We start from the raw sequence: 25000 nt of genomic DNA on the forward strand, positions 1-25000 counted from the left end.
CGGGGGTCGGTCTCTGCAAAACACCGGTGTTCACCTGTCGCGCCGCGGATTGCGGGTGTTCGACGCGCGAGCACCGGTGTTTTGCGGAGGGGTCACCCACGCTCAGGACGCCTTCGCCAGCGCCAGGTTCAGCGCGAGCACGTTCACCACGGGCTCACCGAGGAACCCGAGCTGCCGCGACTCGGTGTGCGACGCCACCAGCTGCCGCACGGTGTCCGCTGACAGGCCGCGCGCCGAGGCCACACGGGCCACCTGCTGGGACGCGTAGGCCGGGCTGATGTCCGGGTCGAGCCCCGAACCGGAAGCGGTCACGGCGTCGGCGGGCACCTGCGCGGCGGAGACCCCGTCGGCCTTCGCCAGCGCCGCACGACGCTCCTCGACGGCCTTGAGCAGGTCGGCGTTGTTCGGCCCGAGGTTCGAGCCGGAGGACGCTCCCGCGTCGTAGCCGTCCCCGGCGGCGGACGGCCGTGACTGGAACCAGCGGTCGGCCTGCTTGCCCGTGAACGACTGCCCGATCAACGAGGAACCGACGACCTTGCCGGACGAGTCCGTGACCATCGAGCCGTTGGCCTGGTCGTGGAACGCCGCCTGGCCGACGCCCCAGACGGCGAGCGGGTATCCGACGCCCAGGACGACGGTGGCGACGAGGGTGAGGCGGATGGCCACACCGGCGGAACGGAAGGTGGAACGTGCAGATGCCATGACTAGAACCCCGGGATGAGACCGACCACGAGGTCGATCAGTTTGATGCCGATGAAGGGGACGACCACGCCGCCCAGCCCGTAGACGAGCAGGTTGCGGCCGAGGATCGACGACGCTGCGGCCGCGCGGTACTTGACGCCACGCAGGGACAGCGGGATGAGCGCCACGATGACCAGCGCGTTGAAGATGACCGCCGACAGGATCGCGGACGACGGGCTGTGCAGCCCCATGATGTTGAGCGCCGCGAGCCCCGGGAACGCCGCCTGGAACATCGCCGGGATGATCGCGAAGTACTTCGCGACGTCGTTGGCGATCGAGAAGGTGGTCAGGGCGCCGCGGGTGATGAGCAGCTGCTTGCCGATGCGGACGACGTCGATGAGCTTGGTCGGGTCGGAGTCGAGGTCGACCATGTTGCCCGCCTCCTTCGCCGCCGTCGTGCCGGTGTTCATCGCGACGCCGACGTCCGCCTGCGCCAGGGCAGGGGCGTCGTTGGTGCCGTCACCGGTCATGGCGACGAGGTTGCCGCCCTCCTGCTCGCGCTTGATGTACGCGAGCTTGTCCTCCGGGGTGGCCTCGGCGAGGAAGTCGTCGACGCCGGCCTCGTGGGCGATGGCGGCCGCGGTGCGCGGGTTGTCGCCCGTGATCATCACCGTGCGGATGCCCATCGACCGGAGCTCGGCGAACCGCGACGCCATGCCGTCCTTGACGACGTCCTTCAGGTGCACGACACCGAGCAGCGTGACCGCGCCCGACGATGAGCGGCGACCGACGACGAGCGGGGTGCCGCCCTGGTCGGAGATCTCCGCGACGGTCGCATCGATGGCCGACACGACACCGGCTTCGGTGGTGTCCGCCCAGGCGAGTACTGCCGCAGCGGCACCCTTCCGGATTTGCGACCCATCGGGCAGGTCGAGACCCGACATGCGGGTCTGCGCCGTGAACGGCACCTCGACGGCGCCGTCCGGCAGGCCGACGGCGGCGCCGTCCTCGCGCGCCAGGTCGACGATCGAGCGCCCCTCAGGGGTCGAGTCCGCAGCACTCGACAGGGCTGCCGCTTCCATCAGCGAAGCCTCGCTCACGCCCGGCACCGGCACCACGCGGGATGCCCGGCGGTTGCCGTAGGTGATCGTGCCGGTCTTGTCGAGCAGCAGCGTCGTGATGTCCCCGGCGGCCTCGACGGCACGGCCCGACATCGCCAGCACGTTGTGCTGCACGAGCCGGTCCATGCCGGCGATGCCGATCGCGGAGAGCAGGGCTCCGATCGTGGTCGGGATGAGGCAGACGAGCAGGGCGATGAGCACCGGCACGCTGACCGTCGCACCGACGAGCCCCGCGATGGGCTGCATCGTCAGGCAGACGATCACGAAGACGATCGACAACGAGGCGAGCAGGATGTTCAGCGCGATCTCGTTCGGCGTCTTCTGCCGTGCCGCACCCTCGACCAGTCGGATCATCCGGTCGATGAAGGTCTCGCCCGGCGTCGAGGTGATGCGCACGACGATCCGGTCCGACAGCACCCGGGTGCCGCCGGTGACGGCACTGCGGTCACCGCCGGACTCGCGGATGACCGGTGCGGACTCACCCGTGACGGCCGACTCGTCGACCGACGCGATGCCGTCGATGACGTCGCCGTCGCCCGGGATGACCTCGCCGGCGACGACCACGACCACGTCGCCCTTGGCCAGGTCGACGGACGCGACCTCCTCGGTCTCGTTGCCGGTAGCAGCCGCGTCGGTCGTCGCGTACCCGAGCACCCGGCGGGCGCTCGTGGTCGAACGGGTCTTCCGCAGGGTGTCGGCCTGCGCCCTGCCGCGACCCTCGGCCACCGACTCCGCCAGGTTGGCGAAGACGACGGTGAGCCAGAGCCAGACGGCGATGGCGATCGTGAACGCGGACGGCTCGACGACGGCGGCCGCCGTCGTCAGCGCTGCGCCGACCTCGACGATGAACATGACGGGGTTCCGCCACATGAGTCGCGGATCGAGTTTCCGCAGGGCGCCCGGGAGGCCCGCCACCAGTTGGCGGGGTCCGAATGCGGACGAGCGGGTGGCCGGTTCCACGGCGGTGCGCGGTTCCGACTCCGTGGTCACGGGGGTGGTCATGACAGTCCTTCTGCGAGCGGCCCCAGTGCGAGCACCGGGAAGTAGGTGAGTGCGGTGACGATGACGGCGACGCCGCCGAGCAGCCCGATGAACAGCGGGCGGTGGGTGGGCAGCGTGCCGGCGGTCTCCGGCACCCGGTCCTGCGCGCCGAGGGACCCGGCGAGCGCCAGGACGAACACCATCGGCACGAAGCGGCCGAGCAGCATCACGACGCCGAGCGAGGAGTTCATCCACGTGGTGTTCGCGGTGAGCCCGCCGAAGGCCGAGCCGTTGTTGTTCGCACCCGAGGTGAAGGCGTAGAGCAGCTCGGTCAGCCCGTGGTTGCCGGGGTTGAAGATCGACGTCCCGAGCACCTGTTCGCGCACCCCGGGGATCACGAGCGAGAGCCCGGTGGCCAGGAGCACGAGCGTCGGCGTGACGAGGATGTACAGCGCCGCGAAGGTCATCTCCTTGGCGCGGATCTTCTTGCCGAGGTACTCCGGCGTGCGACCGACGAGCAGGCCGCCGATGAACACCGTGATGACGGCGAGCACGAGCATGCCGTACAGGCCGGAGCCGACGCCGCCGGGGGTGACCTCGCCGAGCATCATGTTGACGAGCGCCATCATCCCGCCGATCGGGGTGTAGCTGTCGTGCATCGCGTTGACCGCACCGGTGGACGTCGAGGTGGTCGCGGTCGAGAAGAGCGTCGAACCGAGGATGCCGAAGCGGCTCTCCTTGCCCTCCATCGCGGCCCCGGCAGCGTGTGTGGCGACACCGCCGCCGCCGAGCTCGGCGATCGACATGACCGACAGCGACACGAGGAAGATCGCGCCCATCACAGCGAGGATCGCGTACCCCTGGCGGTCGTCGCCGACCAGTCGCCCGAACGTGCGCGGGAGCGAGAACGGGATGACGAGCATCAGGAAGATCTCGACGAGGTTCGTCCACGCCTGCGGGTTCTCGAACGGGTGCGCCGAGTTGGCGTTGAAGTAGCCGCCACCGTTCGTGCCGAGTTCCTTGATCGCCTCCTGCGAGGCGACGAACCCGTCGGGGATGTGCTGCGTGCCACCGATGAGCGTGGTGACGTCGGTACCGCTCCCCCACGACTGGACGACCCCGCCGGCGACGAGGACGATCGCGAAGACGAACGCGCCGGGCAGCAGCAGTCGGCCGAGACCGCGGACGACGTCCACCCACACGTTGCCGAGGGTGCCGGACTTGCGACGGGCGAACCCGCGCACCAGGGCCACGGCGACCGAGAGACCGACGGCCGCGGACAGGAAGTTCTGCACCGCCAGGCCGGCCATCTGCACCGAGTAGCCGAGGGTGACCTCGGGCGAGTACGACTGCCAGTTCGTGTTCGACACGAACGACGCCGCGGTGTTGAACGCGAGCGAGGGTCCGACAGCGGGCAGCCCGAGGTCGCCGGGCAGGACGACCTGGATGCGCTGCAGCAGGTAGACGAGCAGGAGCCCGGCGACGCTGAACAGCAGCACGCCGCGCAGGTAGACGGGCCAGGACTGCTCGGCGTCCGGGTCGACCCCGATCAGCCGGTAGACCCCGCGCTCGACCCGGTTGTGACGGACGGGCGTGAAGACCTTCGCCATCCAGTCACCGAGCGGGCGGTACGCGACGACGAGCAGCAGGACGAGGGTGGCGACCTGGGCGATGCCCGCCCAGACGTCCGCGGCGCCCACTAGAAGCGCTCCGGACGCACGAGCGCCCAGACGAGGTACACGACTGCGGCGATGCCGAGGACGGCGGCCGCGATGGTGATGCCGATCACAGCCGTTCCACCCCCTTGGCGATCAGTGCCACCACGCCGAACACGGCGAGGACACCGGCGACGACGAACACGTCGAACACGAGGGACTCCAGAAGATCTGCGGTGTCCGCGCCGGGTGACGCGGACGGCACCATGTGTGGTGCCGAGACCGATGCTGGGTCCTGCGCCGGGCCTCCAGACCGGTCCTAACGGATCCCTGACGCTGCCCTGGCGGACGCATGCACGCTCCTAACGCGCGTGACCGAGGCGGCTCAGTCGGCCGCGGTCGCGAGTCGGGTCGACAGGTCGCGAACGGCTCGGCGCAGCGCGTCCGGCCCCTCGACCCGGATCGGCACGGCCAGCCCGGCGACGACTCCGGCGAGGCCGTCCCACGACCACGATCCGAGGGTGACTCGGGCCCGGTCGTCCTCGAGCTGCTCGACCACGGCGTCCTCGGGCAGGTACGGCGCGATCCGCCGCGCATCGCCCGCCGTCGTGGTCACCGAACCGGTGCACGGCCACACGTCGTCGACCGCGGACCCCTTGAACCGCGCGGACACGAACGCGGCCGCATCGCCACCGGGGATCGGTCGCGGCGTGAAGGGGACGCGGGTGCGCATCCGGGGCGTGATCCGGTCGATGCGGTGCGTGCGCCAGTCGTCGCGGTCGACATCCCGGTCGAGCAGGTACCAGCGACCGTTCCGGGCGACGACGGCGTGCGGTTCCACCCGGTGCGGGGTCTCGTCGTCGCCGTACCCGAAGCGGAACACCTCCTGCAGGTGGACGGCCTCGCTCACCGCCACCAGGACCTCCGGGTCGGTGGTGGTCCGGCTCGTCGCGGTCACGGCCTGCACCGCGTCGACCCGGGACCGCAGCCGCGCGGGCATCACCTGCCGAACGGTCGCCAGGGCACGGGCCGCCGACTCGGCGACGTCCGCCCCCGAGGCCGGCGCCACGGCGAGCGCCAGGGCGATCGCCACCGCCTGGTCGTCGTCGAAGAGCAGCGGGGGCAGCTCGGATCCGGCCTCGAGCCGGTAGCCGCCGGCCGGCCCGCGGAGCGCCTCGACCCGGTACCCGAGCCCGCGGAGGCGATCGACGTCGCGGCGGACGGTGCGGGGACTGACGTCGAGCCGCCCGGCGAGCTCGTCCCCCGGCCAGTCGCGGTGCACCTGGAGCAGGGAGAGCAGCGCGAGCATCCGTGCGGAGGGTCCGGCCATGACGTCCATCTTCGTCCGAGAAGCGGACACGATCTGACCGCATTGCCCGACATCCTCGTCCCATGAGCATCGAGACGACAACCCACCTCAACTTCGACGGCGACGCCCGCGCGGCGCTCGACTTCTACGCATCGGTCTTCGGCGGCGAGGTCACCGCCGCCACCTACGGCCAGATGGGCGCCCTGGACGACCCGGCCTGGGCGGACCGGATCGTGTTCGGTCAGGTCTCCACGGCCGCCGGCTTCCGCGTCATGGCCTTCGACGTCTGGCCCGGACAGCCCTACGACCAGGGATCGAACGCCTTCTACGTGTTCGTGCACGGCGACGACACGGCCGAGATCCAGCGGTACTGGGCCGCACTGTCCGACGGCGCCGAGATCCGGCAGCCCCTGGAACCCTCGGCCTGGGCACCGTTGGCCGGGCAGCTGCGCGACCGCTTCGGCGTGGTCTGGCAGCTCGACGTCGCCCCGTCTGGCGACTAGTCGGTCCTGACGGTCGCGGTCAGCGCGTCGGCGTCCACGTCGACACGGTGACCGCGGCCGTCACCGTCGCCGGCTCGAACACGGTGTCCGCCGCGACGTGGTGGTGACTCGGCCCCATGTGCACCACGTCGTGGACGTCCTCCGCCGACAGCTCCATGGTCCACGTCAGGTCCTCGGAGGACCGCAGCGCGAACGACGGCGTCAGGGAGTCGTGCAGCCGGCGCTCCTTCTCCGGGTCCACGCTGATCGTCGCCTCGGCGAGCTCCGCCAGGTGGCCGGTCCGCGGGGTCACCACCGCGAGCACGCCGTCGGCGTGCAGGACGCGGGCGTACTCGGTCTGGTTGCGGGGTGCGAAGACGTCGAGCAGGACGGCGGCAGCCCCGTCGACGACCGGGAGGCGCTCGGTCACGTCCCCGACGACGGCCCCCGCGCGCTCGTGGGCGCGTGCCGCACGCCGGATCGCGACGGCCGACAGGTCCAACGCGACCCCGAGCCTCCCGTCCGGGACGTCCGCCGCGCGCAGCGCGTGCGCCAGGTAGGTCCCCGGACCGGAACCGACGTCGAGCACGATGCCGGGCGCGGTGGCGTCCGCGACGATCGCGGCGAGCGCCCGCTCGACGGGTGCGTAGTGGCCGCGCCCCAGGAACCGCAGCCGCGCATCCACCATCTCCGGAGTGTCCGCGGTGAGTGCGCGGCGCTTCGCGGGCAGGAGGGTCAGGTGGCCCTGCTTCGCCTCGTCGAACCGGTGCCCGTTCGGACAGCCGACCTGGCCGCCGTCGACGCGACCGAGGGGCTCGGCGCACACGGGGCAGGCGAGCATCGGCAGCAGGTCGTCACGCACCGGCCCAGCGTACGGGCCTCGGTAGCCTGACCGGATGTCGCTGCAGCAGCTCTTCGGCCTCGACGGCCGCACCGCACTCGTGACGGGAGGCAGCTCCGGCATCGGCCGAGCGATCGCCACCGCACTCGCCGACGCGGGTGCCCACGTCCTCGTCGCCGCCCGGACGCCCGCGACCATCGACGCCACCGTCGCCGGCATCCGCCAGGCGGGCCGCTCGGCCGACGGCATCGTCGCGGACCTGTCCTCCCGCGCCGGAGCCCACGCACTCGCGGACTCCGTCGGCGACGTCGACGTGCTGGTGAACTCCGCCGGGATCAACCTGCGGCCGCCGATGCCCGAACTCGACGAGGCCACCTGGGACGCCACGATGGCCGTCAACCTCGACGCGCCGTTCGTGCTCGGGCAGCGGCTCGCACCCGGCATGGCGACCCGTGGGTACGGACGGATCGTGTCGATCAGTTCGCAGCAGGCCCACCGCCCCTTCGCCGCCAGCGGCGCGTACGGGGTCTCCAAGGCCGGCCTGGAGGCGCTGGCCCGGTCCCAGGCAGAGGCCTGGTCCGCGCAGGGGGTCACCTCCAACGTCCTCGTCCCCGGTTTCGTGCGCACCCCGCTCAACGAGCGGCTGGGTTCCGACCCGGCGACGGTGGCGGCCCTCGCCGCACGGACGCTGGTCGGCCGGAACGGGCTGGCGTCGGACTTCGCCGCGGCGGCGGTGTTCCTCGCCGGACCCGGGTCGGCCTACGTCACCGGGCAGTCCATCGCGGTGGACGGCGGGTTCTCCGTCCACTGACCCCGAGGGCCGCCGACGGCAGTGTGCTGCGCGGCAGTACGGTCAGGACATGGCAGTCATCGAGCAGGCAACGCTCCGCCCCTCCAAGGCCGAGGCGCTCGCCGCCTGGCTGCCCGACCAGGCGTGGAGCGGCGTCGTCGCGGGAGCGCCGCTCGAGGTCGTCGGGCAGTTCCGGTTCGACGACCCCGCTGGCGAGGTCGGCATCGAGGTGCTCCTCGTCCGCACCGACGACGGCCGGGTCCTGCAGGCGCCACTGACCTACCGGGATGCACCACTGCCCGGCGCCGACGCGTTCCTGGTCACCGAGATGGACCACTCCGTGCTCGGGCGACGGTGGGTGTACGACGCCGTGGGCGATCCGGTCCATGCCGACGTCCTGCGCCGGGCGATCGTCACCGGCGGGCACGAAGCCTCGCTCGAGTTGGCCAACGGTGCCGGACAGCGGCCGAAGGACGCCTGGGCCCGCGGGAGTGGCTCCGCATCCGACTCCCCCGCGATCGCCTCGGTGCGAGCGACCACTGCGGACGCCCTGACGTCGATCGTGACCGACCACGGCACGATCGTCATCGCTCGGGTCGTCGGTACGGCCCTGCCCGAGGGCGAGACGCTGACCGGGACGTGGACGGACGGCTCCGAGGTGCTCGCCGTCCTGCTGCCCGAACGCGCCTGAGGTACTGGCAGGGCCTGCCTGCACCGGGGACCGGCTGGCAGGATCGAGGGCGTGAAGACACTGGAGTTGCCACAGACAGACCTCACCGCTTCCGACGTCGTCGTCGGACTGATGCGGATCAACGACATGAGCGACGAGGACATCCGTTCGCTCTACAGGGCCTCGCGCGATGCGGGCGTGAACATGTTCGACCACGCCGCGGTGTACGGCGAATGGCACGGCTGCGAGCAGCGGTTCGGCGCGGCGGTCACGCTGTCGCCCGCGGAACGCGCCGAGATCGTGCTGCAGACCAAGGTCGGCATCCGACCGACGCCGAAGGGCGCCTACTTCGACTTCTCGTACGAGCACATCCTCGAGTCCGTGCACGAGTCGCTCGAGGCGCTGCAGACCGAGTACGTCGACGTCCTGCTGCTGCACCGCCCCGACGCCCTGGTCGAGCCGGAAGAGGTCGCGAAGGCCTTCGACGAGCTGCACGCCGCCGGCAAGGTGCACCACTTCGGCGTCTCGAACCACACCCCCGGCCAGGTCGACCTGCTCAAGAAGCACGTCCGCCAGCCGCTCGCGTTCAACCAGGTGCAGCTCAGCATCACGCACGCCAACGTGATCTCGCAGGGTCTGACAGCGAACATGGGTGGCCTCGAGCAGTCGGTCGATCGCGACAACGACATCCTCAACTACTCACGCATCAACGACATCACGCTCCAGGCCTGGTCGCCGTTCCAGAAGGGCTTCTTCGACGGCGTCTTCCTGGGCGACCGTGAGCAGTACGCCGAGCTGAACGACGTGCTCGAGGAGGTCGCAGCGGCGCACGGTGTCACCCCGACCGGCATCGCCGTCGCGTGGATCACCCGCCACCCCGCGCACTTCCAGGTCGTCCTCGGCACGACGAACCCGCAGCGTGTGCGGGACTCGGCCGCCGGCTCGGACGTCGAGCTGTCGCGCGAGGAGTGGTACCGGATCTTCACCGCGGCCGGACACACCGTTCCCTGAGCAGGAACGGCCCGGTCGGGTCGGGCAGGGTGGGGTCGTGCTCCACGATCTCGCCCTGCCCGACCGCCTGACCACACGCTCCGGCGAGGTGACGCTGCGGAACGCCACGGAAGCGGACCTCGACGCACTCATGACGCTGTTGTCCGACGACCCGATCAGCGCCGCGCGTGGAGACGTCGCCGCACCGGCGGACCGCCCGCAGTACGCCGAGGCACTCCGGTCGATCGTGGACGACCCGGCGAACGCGCTGCTCGTCGCCGAGGACCCCGACGGGCAGCTCGTCGGGACGCTGCAGCTCACCCGGATCCCCGGCATGGCTCGTCGTGGTGCCACCCGACTGCTCGTCGAGGCGGTGCGGGTCAGCAGTGCTCTACGCTCCGGCGGCATCGGGAGTGCCCTGATGCGCTGGGTGACCGACGTCGCTGCGCCGGCCCTCGGGACCCCGCTCGTGCAGCTCACGTCCGACGCTGCACGGACGGATGCGCACCGGTTCTACGAGCGCCTCGGCTTCACCGGCTCCCACGTCGGGTTCAAGTACCGGGTCCTCGACCCTTCCGCCATCCCGCCTGATATGTCACACTGAGACCAGTCGCCCCATCGAGGTGGGTGCGGAAGTGATCCCCGGGAGCTCCTGCGGTATAGCGGGGCCCGGGGATTCGCGCGTTCACCGACGGTGTTCGTGGACGCTCAGCACATGGCCCAGCTGCTCGAGGTAGGCCGTTTCCCCTCGCCGAGCCAGCGCGACCACGCCGCACACCGCGTCCGCCGCCCAGAGAAGTGGCTCGCGGCCACCCGGCAGGTGCTCGAACGCCAACCCGTGCACCAACTTGCGTGATCGCAAGGCGTCGAGGTGCGCACGATCGTTCCGGTCCGAGGGCCCGCGAGATTCGAGGACGACTCGATCAACACCGCCCGCGCGGAGTTCCAAGATCAAGTGCTCAAGAGCGAGCCGGCGACGACGCTCGCTCCGGACGGATGGGTCGGTCACGCTCACGACCCCGATGGCTGCGAACGGATGGTCGCACAGCATCCCGACGATCCCGGTGCGGTGCCGGGCGTCGCTCTCGGACCAGTGCAGCTTCCGCGCCGATCGTGGCTTGATGGCGCAGAGCGAGTCCCGGAACCGCTCAGCATCGCTGTCGGCAACTGTGACCGCCCCGAGGATGTACGCGCCGGGGTCACGTTCGTCTCCGGGCTCGGATTCGTCCACGTACGCGGTCGGTACCATTCCGGAATACTACCGGTCGGATGGGACCGCGCGGCCGCTACAGCCGGGCGCGCGCTAGTCGTCGGAGTCGGCGCCAGCAGACCTCGGCGTCGGCACGTTCACGTCGACCGGGGACACCCCGGCGGGATCGGCCGAGGCGCCACCCACGACGTCGAACGAGATCCCCAGCATCGCCGGGTCCTCGTCGAGTTCGAGCCCGTCCTGGCGGACCTGGTCCTCCGGGATTGCACGGCCACCGGACGGGTCCCACGAGTTCGCGATCGACATGCGCACGAGCATGCCCGAGCCGCTTGGCAATCGCCCAAGAAACCCCGGAAGAACGCCAGAACGGTCAGAGGGCGTCCGGGTGCAGCCGCTCACCGGCGTGCGGACGCCGGAACACCGGGCCGCCGCCGGCCTCGTCCTCGTCGTGGTGGCTGACGGGCGAGACGCTCGGGTCGGCGGAGTCGTCGCCGACGTCGGCGCCGCGGTCCTCCTCCATCTCGAGCTCGGACTCGTCACTGCCGTCCACGGGGATGGACCGGCCCTGCTGTTCGGGATCGAACGGTGCGCTCATCGACATGGGGCGAGCATGCTCCCGCTCGGTGAACGCCGGGTCAACGCTGTCCGTCGGCCGCGATGAGTTCGAGCTGCGTCAGCCCCAGGTCGGTGCCGGCGGTGAACGTGAACGACGAACCCCCGCCGATGATGCGGAACACCCGGGTCTGGCCGGCCCACGTGAACTCCGCACCGTCGACCGCGGTGACGGCGTCGTCGAGGCCGACCTGCCACGAGTAGGACCCCGGCGATGCCACCGTCACGGTGTACAGCGAGGCGGCGGGGCACGACACGTCGAAGGACACGGACTCCCCCGCCGCGAGCGCCGTGACGGTGCGGCCGGTGTCGTCGGTGAGCGCCGAGACCCCGACGGGCAGGACGTCCACCGGGGCGTCCCGGTAGCCGTGCACGTCGGAGGCCGAGACGGGGCGGGTGTCCGACGCCCATCCCTGCGGTTCGTCGGACAGTGTGAACTCGATCCGCGACGCGGCCACGACCACGCTGTGCGGGATGGTGACCGAGGTCCAGGGCGAGCCGTCGACCGTCACCGACGCCACGTACGCGCCTGCGGTACCGGCGGCGATCTCGATGACTGTGGCCGTCCCTCCAGGCTGTCGCAGCACCGTCCTGCGGACCGACGGCGGCACGAGCACGTAGGTACCGGTTGACGGCGCCAGCGGGTACAGGCCGATGGTCGCGAAGACGTACCAGGCGCTCATCTCACCGTTGTCCTCGTCGCCGGGGTAGCCCTGGCCGAGGTCGGACCCGACGAACAGGCGCTCGAGCGATTCGCGGACGATGCGGTGCGCGTCGTCGTGCCGCCCGGTGAACATCGGGAAGAAGGGGATGTGGTGCGCGGGCTGGTTCGACAGCCCGAGCATGCCCATCCGGACGTCGCGGGCCTCGGTCATCTCGTGGATCGGGAAGCCGTACGAGCCGGAGCGCGCCAGGGCCCCGGTCTCGGGGGTCGCGAAGAACGCGTCGAGAGCGGCGTCGAAGCGCTCCGGCCCGCCGTGCAGGTCGACGACGCCGGCGCCGTCGTGCGGCGCCGTGAACGCGGTGCCCCACGCGTTCGTCTCCGTGTAGTCGTCGCCCCAGTCGCGCGGGTCGAACTCGGTGCCGACCCGCCACGAGCCGTCCGGGTCGCGGCCGATGAAGAACCCGCGTTCGGAGTCGAAGACGTGCCGGTACTGCAGGGACCGACGGGCGAACCACTCGGCCTCGGCCTCGTAGCGGGACAGGTCGGCGGGCGTCCGGGCCCGCGACGCGAGCAGGCCCGCCACCACGGCCAGACCCCAGTCGTTGATGGCCGCGTCCAGGGTCCACGACATCCCCTCGTGGGTCGCCGTGTCGACGTAGCCGCGGAAGGCACCCGGGAGGCTCCCCTTGCGTCCGACGCGCTCGTCACGCGGCGGGACGGTCGCGTTCCGCACCGCGCTCCGGTACGCCTCGGCCAGGTCGAAGCCGCGCACGCCCTTCACGGCCAGGTCGGCGAAGACGGTGTCGCTCGTGGTGCCGGTCATGCAGTCCTCGGCACCGGGGGCACTCCAGCGGGGCGTCCACCCACCGTCGTGGTGGTGCTCGACGAAGCCCTGCGCGAGTTCACCCGCGGTCTCGGGGGTCAGGAGTCCGAGGAGCGGCCAGGCCGTGCGGTAGGTGTCCCAGAAGCCGTTCGTGGTGGTGAACGGGCCCTCGACGATCTCCGGCCCGGGCTCGTCGCGGATCGGGTCCGCCAGCACGTCGCCGTACGGGGAGCGGTGCCGCGGGGTGCCGGTCAGGGCGGTCTCCCCGGCACGGTTCGGGTAGAGGAACAGCCGGTACAGGCCGGAGTACAGGCTCGTGAGCTGGTCGGGGGTCGCGCCGTCGAAGGACAGCGTCGCGAGCTTCTCGGTCCACAGCTCCTCGGCACGGGCGCACATGGCGTCGAACGAGCCGGCGTCGTCGAGGTTCGCGCGGGCGTCCTCGATCGAGACGGTCGAGATGCCGAGCAGGACGTCGACCGGGCCGCCGGTGCCCCCGGGTTCCCCCACGGACAGCCAGCCGCGCAGCTCCTGCTCGCCGATCGTCGTGTGGTCGGCGGTGACCCCCGCGACTCGCAGGTGCAGGTGGTGCGGCGGGGTGCCGGGGCGGTCGTCGAGGACGGCCTCGACCACGGCGGTGCCGTCGGTGATCGTCACGGAGACGTCGGACACCCGGCCGTGGTGGTCGAGCACGACGCTGCGGGTGCCGGTGAACCGGAACCCGAGGGCGAACTCCCCCGCGGTCAGCTCGGCCGTCACCCCGTGGTCGAGGGCGACCCGGTAGCGGTGCGGGCCGTCCTGCTCGTCCTCGTGGTCGAACCCGAGCGCGCGGGCGGACCGGTCGACGTCGGGGGTGTCGAGTGGCGAGGGCATCACCTGGAACACCCCGCGGTCGCCCATCCACGGCGACGGGATGTGACTCGTCGCGAAGGCCTGGATCGCCGGGCGGAGCCGCCCCTGGTCGTCGAGCCGGTCGTGCTCCTGGTACGCGTAGGGCCAGCGGTTGCTCGAGGCGTCCGTCATCGGCAGGCCGAACACCCCGCCGTGCGGGACACCGACGAGCGGGGCGTTGTTGCCGCGGGAGAACCGGGAGGACGCCTGGGTGCCACGGGTCGTCCGGACGTGGCCGAGCGGGGTCGTCGGGGTCGGACGCGCTGGACCGATCCGGACGGCGTCGAGCCAGCCGCGCAGTGCGGGACGCTCGCCGTCGGCGGCCGCAGCCGGTGCGTCGGAGCCGAGCCGGGCCTCCAGGCGGTCGACGACCAGCCCCGCGAACGGCGCGAGGTCGACCGCGCGACGGTTCCACTGGTCCACCCACTGCTTGCGGGCCGCGTCCTGCGCCTCCGGGGTGACCGCGTTGCCGTACTGGTCGCGGACCCCGACGTGGTCACGCAGCCGCGAGCCGTCGGTGAAGACGACGTCGACGGCGAAGGCCGTGGCGTCCCAGAAGTGCGGCAGGTCTGCCTCCGTCGGTTCCGACGCCCCGTCGGGCAGGGTCCGCTCGGGGAACCAGACCCAGGAGAGCTCGTCGCCGGTGGCGATGGTGCGTCCGGTGAAGCCGGGGACGATCGCCTCGGCCGCCGACGCGCCCGCTGGTCGTTCGACGAGCCAGCCCTCCGCGGAACCGAAGCCGACACCGTTCCGAGCGGCCACGGCCGTCGTCGGACCACCGCTCCGTTGCAGTTCTCGCACGGGGCGAGCCTATTTGCTCCAGGGACTGGACGAAAACCCCGGCGTGTCAGTGCCGGTCGTCAGTGTTGGTCGTCAGCCCTTGTTGTGCCCCGGGGCGCTGCCGGACTTGCCGGGAGCGGTGTCCGACGTGGTGTCGACCGCACCGGTGCCGTCCTGCGGCTCCTGCACCGGGTTCGAGGCCGGGGTGCTCGGCTCCGGGCCGACGGGCGGGTCCTGCGTGGGCTGCTCCGGCTGGGTCGGTTCGCTCGGCTGCTCGCTGGGTTCCTCGGCGGGCTGCGACGGCTGCTGCTCCTGTGAGGGCTGCTGCTCGGCCGGTTCGCTCGGCTGCTGTTCCTCGCCCGGGTCCTCGGACGGCTGCTGCTCGGTCGGCGCGGTCGAGGTGGTGTCCGTCGGGGCCGGGGTGCCGTCGTCGTCGCCGTTGAGGGCGAACACGGCGACCCCGATGCCGATGAGCACCAGGACGATCACGATGATCGCGGCGATGAGTGGTCCGCGCTTCTTCTTCTCCGGCTGGTCCTCCGGCTGGTCGCCCCGGCCCGGGCGGGGCGTGACCGGCGGCGGGGTCGGCCCGCTCGGGCCCGCTGCGCCGCGGTCGGCCGCCTGGGCGCCGAGGACGGTCGTCGAGACGTCGTCGGCGGGGTTCGGGCGCTGGGTGTCGAGGACGCGGGTGGCGTCGTCGCCCGGACGCGCGCCGCCGTTCGGCAGTTCGCTCGCCGGCATCGCCTGCGTCCGGTCGTCGGCGTTCGCCGCTGCGGCGGCACCGGCGCCGACCGCGGCCCCCGCAGCGCCGGCAGCCGCGGCCGTCACCGCACCGGGCGCGCCGGGCAGCAGCTGCGTCGCGTTCGTCGGCTCGTCGCGGCCCAGCGCACGCAGACGCTCGGCCGCCTCGGCTGCCGTCGGTCGCTCCGCCGGGTCCTGCGCCGTCATCACGTGCAGCAGGGTGCGCCAGGCCGTGGGCAGCTGCCGGTCGATCTCGGGCGAACGGGTCAGCCGGGCGGTGGCCGACTCGACCGCACTGCCCGGGAACGGCTGACGGCCGGTCATGCACTCGAGCAGCACGAGGCCGAGCGAGTAGACGTCGGCCTTGCCGGTGATCTCCTTCGCCAGGACCTGCTCCGGGGCCAGGTACGCGGCCGTCCCCATCACGGTCCCCGTCCCCGTCACCCGTGAGGCGTCGCGGAGCAGGGCGATCCCGAAGTCGGCGAGCTTGACGTGCCGGCCGTCGCTCTCGAGCAGGACGTTCGCGGGCTTCACGTCGCGGTGGACGATCCCCTGCGCGTGCACGGCGGCCAGACCGTCGGCGACCTGCGCGCCCAGGCGGGCGGCGGTCGCGGGGTCGAGCGGGCCCTCGCGCAGACGGGTCGCCAGGTCACTGCCCGGCACGAGTTCCATGACGAGGTACGAGTCGCCGTCGACATCGTCGAGGGCGGCGTCGTAAAGCGTGACGAGCTCGGGGGCGCGCAGCGTCGCGAGGGTCTGGATCTCCGCCTCGGCGCGGGCGCGCTCACCGCGGTCGACGGGGCCGATGCGGAACACCTTGACCGCGACCTCGCGGCCGAGTTGCTCGTCGACCGCCCGGTACACGGACGCCATGCCACCGTGTCCGAGCGTGCCCGTGACGCGGTACCTGCCGCCGAAGACCCGTTCTTCCATGCCCGGCAACCTACCGGTCGCGGCTGACGGCGCTCTGCCGTTCGGGGCGGCCGGCGACGCGGGGCCTGGCGACTTCGTGAGCAGAAGATGTCGGGTGCGGGCGAGCGACCCGACGTCTTCTGCTCACGAAGTGATTCGGTCGACGTCCGGCGCGGGCTCGGCACCGTGGTGGAGCGCCGTCAGGTACAACCGGTGCGCCGTGATCACGAGGGCGAGCCACGCGAGTCCGAGCGCCCACGCCGCCAGGACGTCGGTCAGCCAGTGGTGCCCGAGGAACACCCGCGACGCCCCGACCGACAGCACGAACAGGGTGCCCACGACGATCGTCCACACCCGGGTGACGACGCGCGACTGCCGCAGGAGCAGCAGGTACACGATGGTGCCCACGATCACCGTGGAGTTGAGCGTGTGGCCCGACGGGAACGACGGCGACGTCTCGTACGGCGGCACCGCGTCGGACAGCGGCGGACGGGCGCGACCGATCAGGTCCTTGCCCGCGATCGTCATGAGCAGCGAACCACCGCTCGCGGCGACCAGGAGCACCAGTGGCGTCCACGCACGGCGCTGGATCGTGAAGCCGACCAGGAACCCGAGCGCGACGATCGGCATCCCGATCGTGCCGGCGATGTCGGTCCACCAGGTGACGAGCGTGTTCGCCGTGGGTGATCGGAGTGTGAGCGCCCAGTCGAGGACGGGTCGGTCGAGCACCGCGACGTCGTCGGCTTCACGGACGGCGTCGTAGACCTCGGAGGCGATCCACGTGGCGAGGACGGCGACGCCCAGGCCGATGGCGAGGGTCAGCAGCAGGACGGGCATGGCACCGAAGCGCTTGCCGAGCGCGGTCCACGCACCGGCGACGCTGCGGCCGGCACGGGAGCGCCAACGGGTCAGGTCGACTTCGCCGACGGTACGGTCGGCGGCGTCCCCGTGTTCGGTGTGCATCCGTCCACACTGCCCGAAGCCGCCGGGAGCCGTCCCGGCCGAACGCTCCGCCCGCGGGTATGTGAAATGCTACGTTGCAGGCATCACGAAAGGGAGGTTGAAGATGCGAGCAACGAAATGGCGAGGGATCACCGTCGCGGGCGGGGTACTCCTTGCAACCGTCGCCAGTGTTGGCATCACGGCACCAGCGAACGCGTCGACTGCGAGTGCCGTCGAGACCTACGGGCTCGACGGCATCACCGTGCAAGGGCTCCCGCAGTTCACGAACCATGCGGCGCTCCTCGACTACGTCGCGACGAACTCGGTCAGTACTCGGCTCGACGCGGAGACCGGCAGGATCATCTCGGTCGCACCTGTTCCTCCCGCTGAGCGACAGGCGAAGGTGTCCGTACGGAACACCTGCAAGTCCGGAGATGCGTACTGGGCAGCCGCTGCGACGCCGTACACGAACAACTGCTTCTACGGCTCCGCCGGAACCTACACGTTCCCGAGCGGAGGCACGTTCTCGCGGAAGTTCTACATGGGGAGTCACACGGCGCGCGGGGGCTGGAAGTACGGCGGCAAGCAGAACCACACTCCGAAGCAGGGGCCCGGATCGGTCGCGACGCTCGACACCGTGACACAGATCAACCGCGGCCAGCTCTACTGACCGTGCCCGCTCGGGTGCCCCGTGCCGTCCTCGAGCACGCGGTACCCGACCAGGCGCTGCGGCGACAGCCCGACTAGTCCTTCGCCTCCGAGTACGCCCCGACCACTCCGACCGACAGCGGGAACGTCACCGGGAAGTCCTGGAACAACAGCCGTCCGGCATCGACGGCAGCCTCCCGGATCTGCTCTGCCACCCACTCCGCGTGCTCCGCCGGGGCGTGCACCACGATCTCGTCGTGCACGAAGAACACCAGGTGCGGCCCGTCCGTCACGGCTCCGGGGAACCGCGCGAGCAACCGCGAGCGCAGGGATCCCATCCATGCGAGCGCCCACTCGGCCGCGGTCCCCTGCACCACGAAGTTCCGGGTGAACCGGCCCCAGCTCCGGGCACGGGACTCGACCGCACGCTGCATCGCCGGGGTCCCCTCGACCGTGTACGCCTGGTTCCGGGCCTCGAACCACGAGTCCTCGGGCACCGGTGACGTCCGACCGAGCAGCGTCGTCACCGGCTCACCGCGCTCCCCCGCACGCGCGGCCCGTTCCACCATGTCGAGCGCCTGCGGGAACGCCCGGACCAGGCGTGGCACGAGCCGACCGCCCTCGCCCTGGGTCGCCCCGTACATCGCACCGAGCATCGCCACCTTGGCCTGCTGCCGGGTCTCGACCGCCCCCGAGGCCACCACGCCGTCGTACAGGTCGCGCCCGTCGCCGGCCGCGGCCATCGCCCGGTCGCCGGACATCGCGGCGAGCACCCGGGGCTCCAGCTGCGCGGCGTCCGCCACGACGAGCTTCCACCCGGGGTCGGCGATGACCGCGCCGCGGATGCCCTTCGGCAACTGCATCGCTCCCCCGCCGTCGGCCGCCCAGCGCCCGGTGACCACCCCGCCGACCACGTACTTCGGGTGGAACCGTCCGTCGCGGATCCAGTCGTCGAGCCAGGTCCAGCCGTTGGCGGTGAGCAGTCGCGCCAGGCGCTTGTACTCGAGCAGCGGCTCGATGACGGGGTGCTCGATCTCCTGCAGCTCCCACTTCCGCGTGCTCGTGACCATCAGGCCCGCACGGCGCAACGACTTCAGGACGTCGGCGGGCGAGTCCGGGTTGAGACCGGGGTCGTCGAGGCGCTCGCGCACGACGGCCGCGATCTCCTCGAGGCGTCGCGGTCGCACCCCGTAGGGCACGCGCGGCCCGAGGGCGTCCTCGAGCAGCCGCTCGTGCACGTCGGCACGCCACGGCAGCCCGGCGTGCAGCATCTCGGCCGCCACGAGCGCACCGGCCGACTCCGCGGTGAGCAGCAGGCGGAGCGCACCCGGAGCGCTCGACCCCGCCACCGCGGCGAGCTGCGCCCGGAACTCCGCCACCGGCTCGACCTCGTCGTCGGGCGCAGCGGCGGTGAACAGGGCGTCGTCGAAGAGCTGGGCCTGCGTCGGCCGGACCACGCGGGGTTCCGCGACCGGGGCATCCAGGGCGTCGGCCGGTCGAGCGGCGAGCGCGGATCCCCGCGCCGCGAGCGCAGCCCGCAGGACACGACGACCGAGGCGCAGGTCGACGCAGCGTCCGACTCGCCCACCAGCGGCGAGCACGGCCGGGTACCAGCGGGCGGTGTCGTCCCACACCCAGCGCACGCCCGGTGCGTCGTGGGCCGCGACGAAGGCCGGGAGGCCCGGCTCGTCCAGACGGATCGGCTCGCCTCCGGCGGTCCCCGCGTCGGTCAGGGGCGTCGCGAGGACGCCGCCGTCGACGCGGCGGAGGACGAGGTGCACGACACGATCATGCCGTGCCCCACCGACCCCGGTGGACCAGGGCCGGAACGGGTGTCACTCGCCGGGTCGGACCGCCGCGGTGTCGGCGACGTCGATGCGGACGTCGCCGTCCTCGGCACGGGAGACCTCGACCCGCGGGTCGGCGTCGTGCTCGTCGGATCCGGACATGCGGCGGAACGTGTCCTGTCGGCGTTCCTCGAACGTCATGTCGACGCCGTCGTCGAGGTGGTCGTGGTCGGGCTTCGTCATGCCGTGCACGGTACGCGGCCGCAGCTGCGGGCGGTCACGCGACCGGTGCCGTGCCGGTCCGCTCGGTCCAGTGCCCACCGCTCGCCCACCGGTCGAGCACCGCCGCGCGCAACCGACCGGACGGCACCGCGGACCGTGCGGTCGCCAGTGGCACCCCGAAGACGAACTTCGCGACGCTGGCGTCCCCCTCGGTCGCATCGTGCTCCCCCGGCGGGACGAGACGGAAGCGCCGGGCGAAGCGCACGACGTTGGCAGCGGGGCCGAGCGCGGCCGGCAGGCCCGGATCGAGCATCCACGAGCGGCACTGCCACCGGTCCGCAGCGAGCTGCGGTGCGAGGCCGCGCAGGACATCGGGTGCGCGGGCGAACGAGCGGTCGCAGGCCACCGGGTCGAGCGGCCCGGTCTCCGGCACGTGCACGCCCCAGGCCGGCGTGCCGTCCGCCAGGTGGTCGCCGAGTTCGAACTGGAGGCGCCCCACGGCCACCACACGCCCGGTCGCCACGGCGACGAGCCACTCCACCCCGGTGCCGTGCAGCCCGTAGCGCGCGAGCTTGCGGTCGACGTCGGCGACGGATGCCTCGGCGAGCGCGCGCGGGAGCCCACGCTCCGCGAGGGCGTCGGCGGTGTCCGGCACCGCGGCGCGGAGTGCCGCCACCAGCCGCGCGTCCCGCTCCGCGGACCCGGCGTCGGCGACGGTGGCGGCCAGTGCGGCCGCCACCGTCGCGGAGTCGTCCGGTGACCCCACGGCGGCGGCGAGGACCGCGACGGACGCGGGACGGGCCTCCCGGCCGGGGGTCACGGTGGTCACTTCAGACCGGACGACGCGAGCCCGTCCATCACCCGACGCTGCAGCACGACGAACATGATGAGCACCGGTGCCATCGCCATCAGGCTGGCGGCCATCAGTACCGGGTAGTCGATCGTGCGGTCGCTCGACAGCGTCGCGAGGCCGGCGGCGAGCGGCATGTCCTCGGCGCGGGTGGAGACCACGAGCGGCCAGAGCAGCTCGTTCCACGACCACAGCACGGTCGTGATCGCGAGCACGCTGATCGAGGGACGGGCCAGGGGCAGCATGATCCGCCAGAACGTCTGGAACGGGTTCGCACCGTCCATCCGCGCTGCCTCCTCGAGCTCGGGCGGCATGTTCAGGAACGCGGTCCGCATCAGGAACGTGCCGAAGGCGCTGAACAGCCCGGGTGCGACGATCCCCATCAGGGTGTCGAGCCAGCCGAGCCCCTGCACGATCTGGTACTGCGAGATCAGGTAGACCTGCGAGGGCACGAGCAGGATCGACAGCACGATCGCGAGCAGGGCTGCCCGACCGCGGAACCGCATCCGGGCGAAGGCGTACCCGGCGAGCGTGCACAGGACGATCTGCGCGAGCGTGCGGATGATCGTGACGTACACGGACGTGCCGAGCTGGCTGAGGAACGGCAGGCGTTCGAAGACCTGCGCGTAGTTCTGCCACTGCAGCTCCCCCGGCCAGAAGACCGGCGTGACGGACTGCACCTGCGCGTTCGTGGAGAGCGACATGATGATCTGCCACAGGAACGGGAACGCCATCGCGAACCCGCCGATGCCGAGCACGACGTGGATCCACCAGTGGCTGCCGCCGCGACGGCCGGGCCGACGCGTGGTCCGAGGCGGTGTGACGGTGGCGGTCATCCCTGCACCCACTTCCGTTGGACGCGGAACTGCACGAGCGTGACGATGCCGATGAGCAGGAAGATCACCATCGCGATCGCGGCCGCGAAGCCCTTGTCGTTGTCGATGAACCCGGCACTGTAGAAGTAGAAGACGAGCGACATCGTCTTCGGGATCACCGGGTTGGTGCTGCCGAGGATCGCGTACAGCAGGTCGAACAGCTGGAAGCTCGAGATCGTCGTGACGATCACCACGAAGAAGATGCTCGGGCTGAGCAACGGCACGGTGACCGAGCGGAACTGCCGCCACCGGCTCGCGCCGTCGAGCTCCGCGGCTTCGTAGAGCTCCGGCGGGATGTCCTTGAGCCCGGCGCCGAGGATGATCATCGAGAACCCGAGGGACGACCAGAGGCCGACCAGGCTCACCGCGATCAGCGCGAAGCCGGGGGTCGAGATCCAGTACGGACCGTCGATGCCGAAGTTCCCGAGGAACCAGTTCACGATGCCGTAGTCGCCGTTGTACATGATGCGCCAGACCAGGGCGATCGCCGCGGGCATGGCGACGTACGGCAGGAAGAAGAGCACCCGGTAGAACTGGGCGAACCGCAGCCCCGGGGTGTTCAGCAGACTGGCGAGCCACACCGCGATCGGGATCCCGGCGAGGACGATCACGGTGTAGATCACCGTGTTGAGCAGCGACTGGTAGAGCTGCGGGTCACCGACGAGTCGGACGTAGTTGGCGACGCCGGTGAACGTGGCGCCCCCGAAGACGCCCCAGCTGGTGAACGAGTACCAGAACGTCTGGATGATCGGCCAGATGTAGAAGGTACCGACGCCGAGGAGCAGCGGGAGCACGAAGAGCCACGGCCACCAGCCGTCGGTCCGTCGTGGCGCTCGGCCGCCGTCGGCGCGCGGCGCGGGGGCGCCCCGCCCGGACGAACGTGTCGTCCGGGCGGGGGTGGCTGCGGCCGGGGGCCGCTCGGTGTTGATCGTCACGCGCGGGTCCTACTTTTCCTTGGCGAGGGCGGCGTCCATCTTCTGTGCGAGGTCCTCTGCCACCTGGTCGACGGGCTTCGACCCGTCGAAGGCGCTCGGCAGCAGGGTGGTCTCGAGGGTGTTCCACGCGGCGGTGTTCTTCGACACGGGCAGCGGCTTCGCGTAGTCCACCGCGTCGAGGAACACCTGCAGGTCGGCGTCGGGCATCGTCTTCGTGAAGGCGGTCTGCGTGCCCTCGTACGCCGGGATGACCGCGCCCATGTCGCCCTGCTGCTGCTGGGCCGTCTTGCCCGCGAGGTAGACCTGCAGCGCCTGGGCGGCTGCCTTGTCCTTGCTCGCCTCGGACACGACGTTCGAGACACCGTGGATGACGGTCGCCTGCTCCTTGCCCTTCGGCAGCGGGTAGGCGACGACGTCCTTCTCGAGCTCGGTGCCGGTCAGCGCGGAGCGGAACCAGCTGCCGCCCTGGTACATCGCGAGCTTGCCCGAGGTGAACCACTGGTCGGCCGTGGTGTCGGTGAGCTGCTTGATCGAGGGCGAAGCCCCCGAGTCGATCAGGTCGGTCCAGAACTGCAGGCCGTCCTCGGAGGCCTTCGTGGCGTACTCGGACTCGGTGCCGTCCGCGTTCACGACCGATCCCCCGGCCTGCAGGATCGTGTTGTAGTACGTCGTCTGGCCGTCCATGCCGCCGGCTGCGCCGTAGGCGCCCTTCGCCTGCAGCTTCTCGGACAGCTCGGCGCCGGTCCGCTGGAAGTCGTCCCAGGTCCAGTCCTTGGACGGCAGGTCCATGCCGGCCTGCTCGAACAGCGACTTGTTCACCCAGACGCCGATGGTGTCGAAGTCCTTCGGTACGCCGTACTGGGTGTCGTCGTACGTGTACAGGTCGTTGAGTGCGCTCGAGTACTTCGACGCGTCGATGTCACCCGACTCGACCTCGCCGGTGATCGGCGCGAGCTTGCCGTTGGCCGCGTACAGCTGGAAGTTCGGGCCGTTCATCCAGAACAGGTCGGGCAGGGTGTTGCTCGAGCCCTGGGTCTGCAGCTTCGTCCAGTAGTTGGCGAACGGCGTGACGTCGACGCTGACCTTGATGTCCGGGTACTCCTCGTTGAAGCCCTTCAGGTTGGCCTTGATCGCCTTCACCTGGTTCTCGTCCCAGACGGCGTAGGTCAGGGACGCCTTGGTGTCCTTCGGCGCGGCTTCGTAGTCACCACCGGAGCCGGACGCCCCGGACGACGAGGAGCAGCCGGCCAGGAGTGCGGCCGCGCCGAGTGCGGCGACGGCGCCGAGGAGGACGCGGCGCACGCCGGTTCCTCGGGTGGGCATGTGTGCGGTCATCGGGGTGTCCTTTCGCACGGCCGTCAGGAACCGACGGTCTGGGCGGGATGCGGGGTGGAGGGGGTGGAGCGGGTGAAGTGCGCGATGGTGTCGGCCGGCAGTGGGGGGACGTCGATGGGGACGGACCCGTTGCGGAGCGAGCGCGTGGCCAGCGCGCCGGCGGCGACCGCGGCACGGGCCGCGATCGGGGAGAGCTCCGACGGTTCGCCGAACGCGACGGACCGCAGGAACTCGGTCATGGTGAGCAGGTCGGCATCGGCGTGACCGTCCTCGACGCCGTCGATCGGGTACTCGCGGTCCCCCGCGGTGTCCCATCCCCGGCGGTGCGTCCAGACCTTCACGACGCCACCACCGGTGTCGCCGATGTTCTCGAGGCGTCCTTCGGTGCCGATGACGGTGTAGTTCCGCCAGTAGTCCGGGGTGAAGTGGCACTGCTCGTAGCTGGCCTGCACCCCGTTGTCGAGCGTCATCATCACCATCGAGACGTCCTCGACGTCGACGACGGGGTTCAGCCCGGTCTGGGCGAGCGGCGGCCAGTTGTCGTGGGAGAACCAGTCCCCCATGAGCTCGCCGCTGCGGTCGCGCCGGTCGGTGACGTCGCCGTAGACCGACAGCGCCCCCATGCCGACGACCCGGGCGGTGTCACCCCCGCCGAGCGCGTGGATGACGTCGAGGTCGTGGCTCGCCTTCTGCAGCAGCAGGGAGTTCACCTTGCTGCGGTCGGCGTGCCAGTCCTTGAAGTAGTAGTCACCGCCGTTGCCGACGAAGTGCCGGCACCAGACGGCCTTGACCTGGCCGATCTCGCCGCGGGCCACGATCTCGCGCATCAGGCGGACGACGGCGGCGTGCCGGAAGTTGTGCCCGACGTACAGCGGCGTGCCGGTCTCCGCCGCGGTGTTCAGGACGGCGTCGGCGTCCTCGACCGTGATGGCCAGCGGCTTCTCGAGGTAGACGGCGATGCCCGCGCGGAGCAGGTCGATCGCGATCTCGGCGTGGGTCCAGTCCGGCGTGGTGACGATGGCCGCGTCGACGTGGCCGATGAGGTCACGGTGGTGTTCCACCACCAGGGCGTCCGGGTACTCGTCGTGCCCACGGTCCCGGCCGGCCGCGGTGACGTCCGCGACGGCCACGACCCGGGCCTGCAGCGACGGGTCGTCGGCCGTTGCCTCGGCCACGTGGCGCGCGATGGCGGACCGCTGGCCCATCCCGATCACCGCGACGCGGAGTCCTGCGTTGTCAGCGCCCATGCTCATCGC

General features: G+C 71.4%; 26 protein-coding genes. 6 read left to right on the plus strand and 20 right to left on the minus strand.

What is annotated here, in order from left to right:
- Window positions 1–102: 102 nt before the first annotated feature.
- The 6 genes from kdpC to FFG40_RS02280 form a co-directional block, all read right to left on the minus strand.
- Entirely contained in the window at window positions 103–702 is a 600-nt protein-coding gene (kdpC, locus tag FFG40_RS02260) for a K(+)-transporting ATPase subunit C (protein WP_027466797.1), read from the minus strand.
- 2 nt (window positions 703–704) lie between these two features.
- Window positions 705–2804: a potassium-transporting ATPase subunit KdpB gene (kdpB, locus tag FFG40_RS02265; RefSeq protein WP_138802094.1), complete on the minus strand. Its 2100-nt coding sequence runs from the start codon at window positions 2802–2804 to the stop codon at window positions 705–707.
- Window positions 2801–4483 carry a potassium-transporting ATPase subunit KdpA gene (kdpA, locus tag FFG40_RS02270; RefSeq protein ID WP_138802095.1) on the minus strand — a complete coding sequence of 561 codons (1683 nt, stop codon included), beginning with the start codon at window positions 4481–4483 and terminating at the stop codon, window positions 2801–2803. The genes kdpB and kdpA overlap by 4 nt, the downstream gene beginning before the upstream one ends.
- A complete protein-coding gene (locus FFG40_RS02275) occupies window positions 4483–4572 on the minus strand; it encodes a potassium-transporting ATPase subunit F (protein ID WP_017887940.1) in 90 nt (29 codons plus the stop codon). Before FFG40_RS02275 ends, kdpA begins: the two co-directional genes overlap by 1 nt.
- Complete coding sequence (locus FFG40_RS16960; RefSeq protein WP_155896901.1) at window positions 4569–4706, minus strand: hypothetical protein; 138 nt, start codon at window positions 4704–4706, stop codon at window positions 4569–4571. Before FFG40_RS16960 ends, FFG40_RS02275 begins: the two co-directional genes overlap by 4 nt.
- Window positions 4707–4823: 117 nt before the next feature.
- Entirely contained in the window at window positions 4824–5768 is a 945-nt protein-coding gene (locus FFG40_RS02280) for a YafY family protein (RefSeq protein WP_138802096.1), read from the minus strand.
- Between the two features lie 62 nt (window positions 5769–5830).
- Here FFG40_RS02280 and FFG40_RS02285 point away from each other — a divergent pair, with 62 nt between their 5' ends.
- A complete protein-coding gene (locus tag FFG40_RS02285) occupies window positions 5831–6250 on the plus strand; it encodes a VOC family protein (RefSeq protein ID WP_138802097.1) in 420 nt (139 codons plus the stop codon).
- A gap of 19 nt (window positions 6251–6269) precedes the next feature.
- Here the strand turns inward: FFG40_RS02285 and FFG40_RS02290 are convergent, their stop codons facing one another.
- Entirely contained in the window at window positions 6270–7091 is an 822-nt protein-coding gene (locus FFG40_RS02290; RefSeq protein ID WP_138802098.1) for a putative RNA methyltransferase, read from the minus strand.
- Window positions 7092–7125: 34 nt separating this feature from the next.
- On the opposite strand from FFG40_RS02290, the gene FFG40_RS02295 reads away from it, so the two are divergent.
- The 4 genes from FFG40_RS02295 to FFG40_RS02310 are packed head-to-tail and all read left to right on the plus strand — an operon-like array spanning window position 7126 to window position 10124.
- Complete coding sequence (locus FFG40_RS02295; protein WP_138802099.1) at window positions 7126–7881, plus strand: SDR family NAD(P)-dependent oxidoreductase; 756 nt, start codon at window positions 7126–7128, stop codon at window positions 7879–7881.
- Window positions 7882–7930: 49 nt separating this feature from the next.
- Window positions 7931–8551 (plus strand): CG0192-related protein, encoded by a 621-nt coding sequence (locus FFG40_RS02300; protein WP_138802100.1) that lies wholly within the window; start codon window positions 7931–7933, stop codon window positions 8549–8551.
- 51 nt (window positions 8552–8602) lie between these two features.
- A complete protein-coding gene (locus tag FFG40_RS02305) occupies window positions 8603–9541 on the plus strand; it encodes an aldo/keto reductase family oxidoreductase (protein WP_138802101.1) in 939 nt (312 codons plus the stop codon).
- 37 nt (window positions 9542–9578) lie between these two features.
- Complete coding sequence (locus tag FFG40_RS02310; RefSeq protein ID WP_138802102.1) at window positions 9579–10124, plus strand: GNAT family N-acetyltransferase; 546 nt, start codon at window positions 9579–9581, stop codon at window positions 10122–10124.
- Window positions 10125–10205: 81 nt separating this feature from the next.
- On the opposite strand, the gene FFG40_RS02315 is transcribed toward FFG40_RS02310, so the two are convergent.
- From FFG40_RS02315 to FFG40_RS02340, 6 genes are all read right to left on the minus strand, one after another.
- Window positions 10206–10751: a hypothetical protein gene (locus tag FFG40_RS02315; RefSeq protein WP_027466807.1), complete on the minus strand. Its 546-nt coding sequence runs from the start codon at window positions 10749–10751 to the stop codon at window positions 10206–10208.
- Window positions 10752–10823: 72 nt separating this feature from the next.
- On the minus strand, window positions 10824–11036 hold the full coding sequence (locus tag FFG40_RS02320) for a hypothetical protein (protein ID WP_138802103.1): 213 nt from the start codon (window positions 11034–11036) through the stop codon (window positions 10824–10826).
- Window positions 11037–11100: 64 nt separating this feature from the next.
- Complete coding sequence (locus tag FFG40_RS02325) at window positions 11101–11331, minus strand: hypothetical protein (RefSeq protein WP_138802104.1); 231 nt, start codon at window positions 11329–11331, stop codon at window positions 11101–11103.
- 34 nt (window positions 11332–11365) lie between these two features.
- Window positions 11366–14518, minus strand: coding sequence for a GH92 family glycosyl hydrolase (locus FFG40_RS02330; protein ID WP_260678768.1), 3153 nt, complete (start codon window positions 14516–14518; stop codon window positions 11366–11368).
- Window positions 14519–14590: 72 nt separating this feature from the next.
- A complete protein-coding gene (locus FFG40_RS02335; RefSeq protein ID WP_138802105.1) occupies window positions 14591–16171 on the minus strand; it encodes a serine/threonine-protein kinase in 1581 nt (526 codons plus the stop codon).
- A gap of 123 nt (window positions 16172–16294) precedes the next feature.
- Window positions 16295–17113 carry a phosphatase PAP2 family protein gene (locus tag FFG40_RS02340; RefSeq protein WP_138802106.1) on the minus strand — a complete coding sequence of 273 codons (819 nt, stop codon included), beginning with the start codon at window positions 17111–17113 and terminating at the stop codon, window positions 16295–16297.
- Window positions 17114–17216: 103 nt separating this feature from the next.
- Here FFG40_RS02340 and FFG40_RS02345 point away from each other — a divergent pair, with 103 nt between their 5' ends.
- Window positions 17217–17762: a hypothetical protein gene (locus FFG40_RS02345; protein WP_138802107.1), complete on the plus strand. Its 546-nt coding sequence runs from the start codon at window positions 17217–17219 to the stop codon at window positions 17760–17762.
- A 73-nt stretch (window positions 17763–17835) separates the two neighbouring features.
- Here the strand turns inward: FFG40_RS02345 and FFG40_RS02350 are convergent, their stop codons facing one another.
- The 7 genes from FFG40_RS02350 to FFG40_RS02380 are packed head-to-tail and all read right to left on the minus strand — an operon-like array spanning window position 17836 to window position 24997.
- The gene (locus tag FFG40_RS02350; protein WP_138802108.1) at window positions 17836–19521 is read right to left on the minus strand and encodes a bifunctional 3'-5' exonuclease/DNA polymerase; all 1686 of its coding nucleotides are present in this window, start codon (window positions 19519–19521) and stop codon (window positions 17836–17838) included.
- Window positions 19522–19575: 54 nt separating this feature from the next.
- Window positions 19576–19770: a hypothetical protein gene (locus FFG40_RS02355; RefSeq protein WP_017887924.1), complete on the minus strand. Its 195-nt coding sequence runs from the start codon at window positions 19768–19770 to the stop codon at window positions 19576–19578.
- A gap of 34 nt (window positions 19771–19804) precedes the next feature.
- Window positions 19805–20578 carry a hypothetical protein gene (locus tag FFG40_RS02360; RefSeq protein WP_138802109.1) on the minus strand — a complete coding sequence of 258 codons (774 nt, stop codon included), beginning with the start codon at window positions 20576–20578 and terminating at the stop codon, window positions 19805–19807.
- Entirely contained in the window at window positions 20575–21435 is an 861-nt protein-coding gene (locus tag FFG40_RS02365) for a carbohydrate ABC transporter permease (RefSeq protein ID WP_260678769.1), read from the minus strand. The genes FFG40_RS02360 and FFG40_RS02365 overlap by 4 nt, the downstream gene beginning before the upstream one ends.
- On the minus strand, window positions 21432–22409 hold the full coding sequence (locus FFG40_RS02370) for a carbohydrate ABC transporter permease (protein WP_138802110.1): 978 nt from the start codon (window positions 22407–22409) through the stop codon (window positions 21432–21434). Before FFG40_RS02370 ends, FFG40_RS02365 begins: the two co-directional genes overlap by 4 nt.
- A gap of 9 nt (window positions 22410–22418) precedes the next feature.
- Entirely contained in the window at window positions 22419–23744 is a 1326-nt protein-coding gene (locus FFG40_RS02375) for a sugar ABC transporter substrate-binding protein (protein ID WP_138802111.1), read from the minus strand.
- Between the two features lie 23 nt (window positions 23745–23767).
- Entirely contained in the window at window positions 23768–24997 is a 1230-nt protein-coding gene (locus tag FFG40_RS02380) for a Gfo/Idh/MocA family protein (protein WP_138802112.1), read from the minus strand.
- Window positions 24998–25000 lie beyond the last annotated feature (3 nt).

Origin of the sequence: Curtobacterium sp. KBS0715, from assembly GCF_005938005.2 — a bacterium.
Classification (GTDB): Bacteria; Actinomycetota; Actinomycetes; order Actinomycetales; family Microbacteriaceae; genus Curtobacterium; species Curtobacterium flaccumfaciens.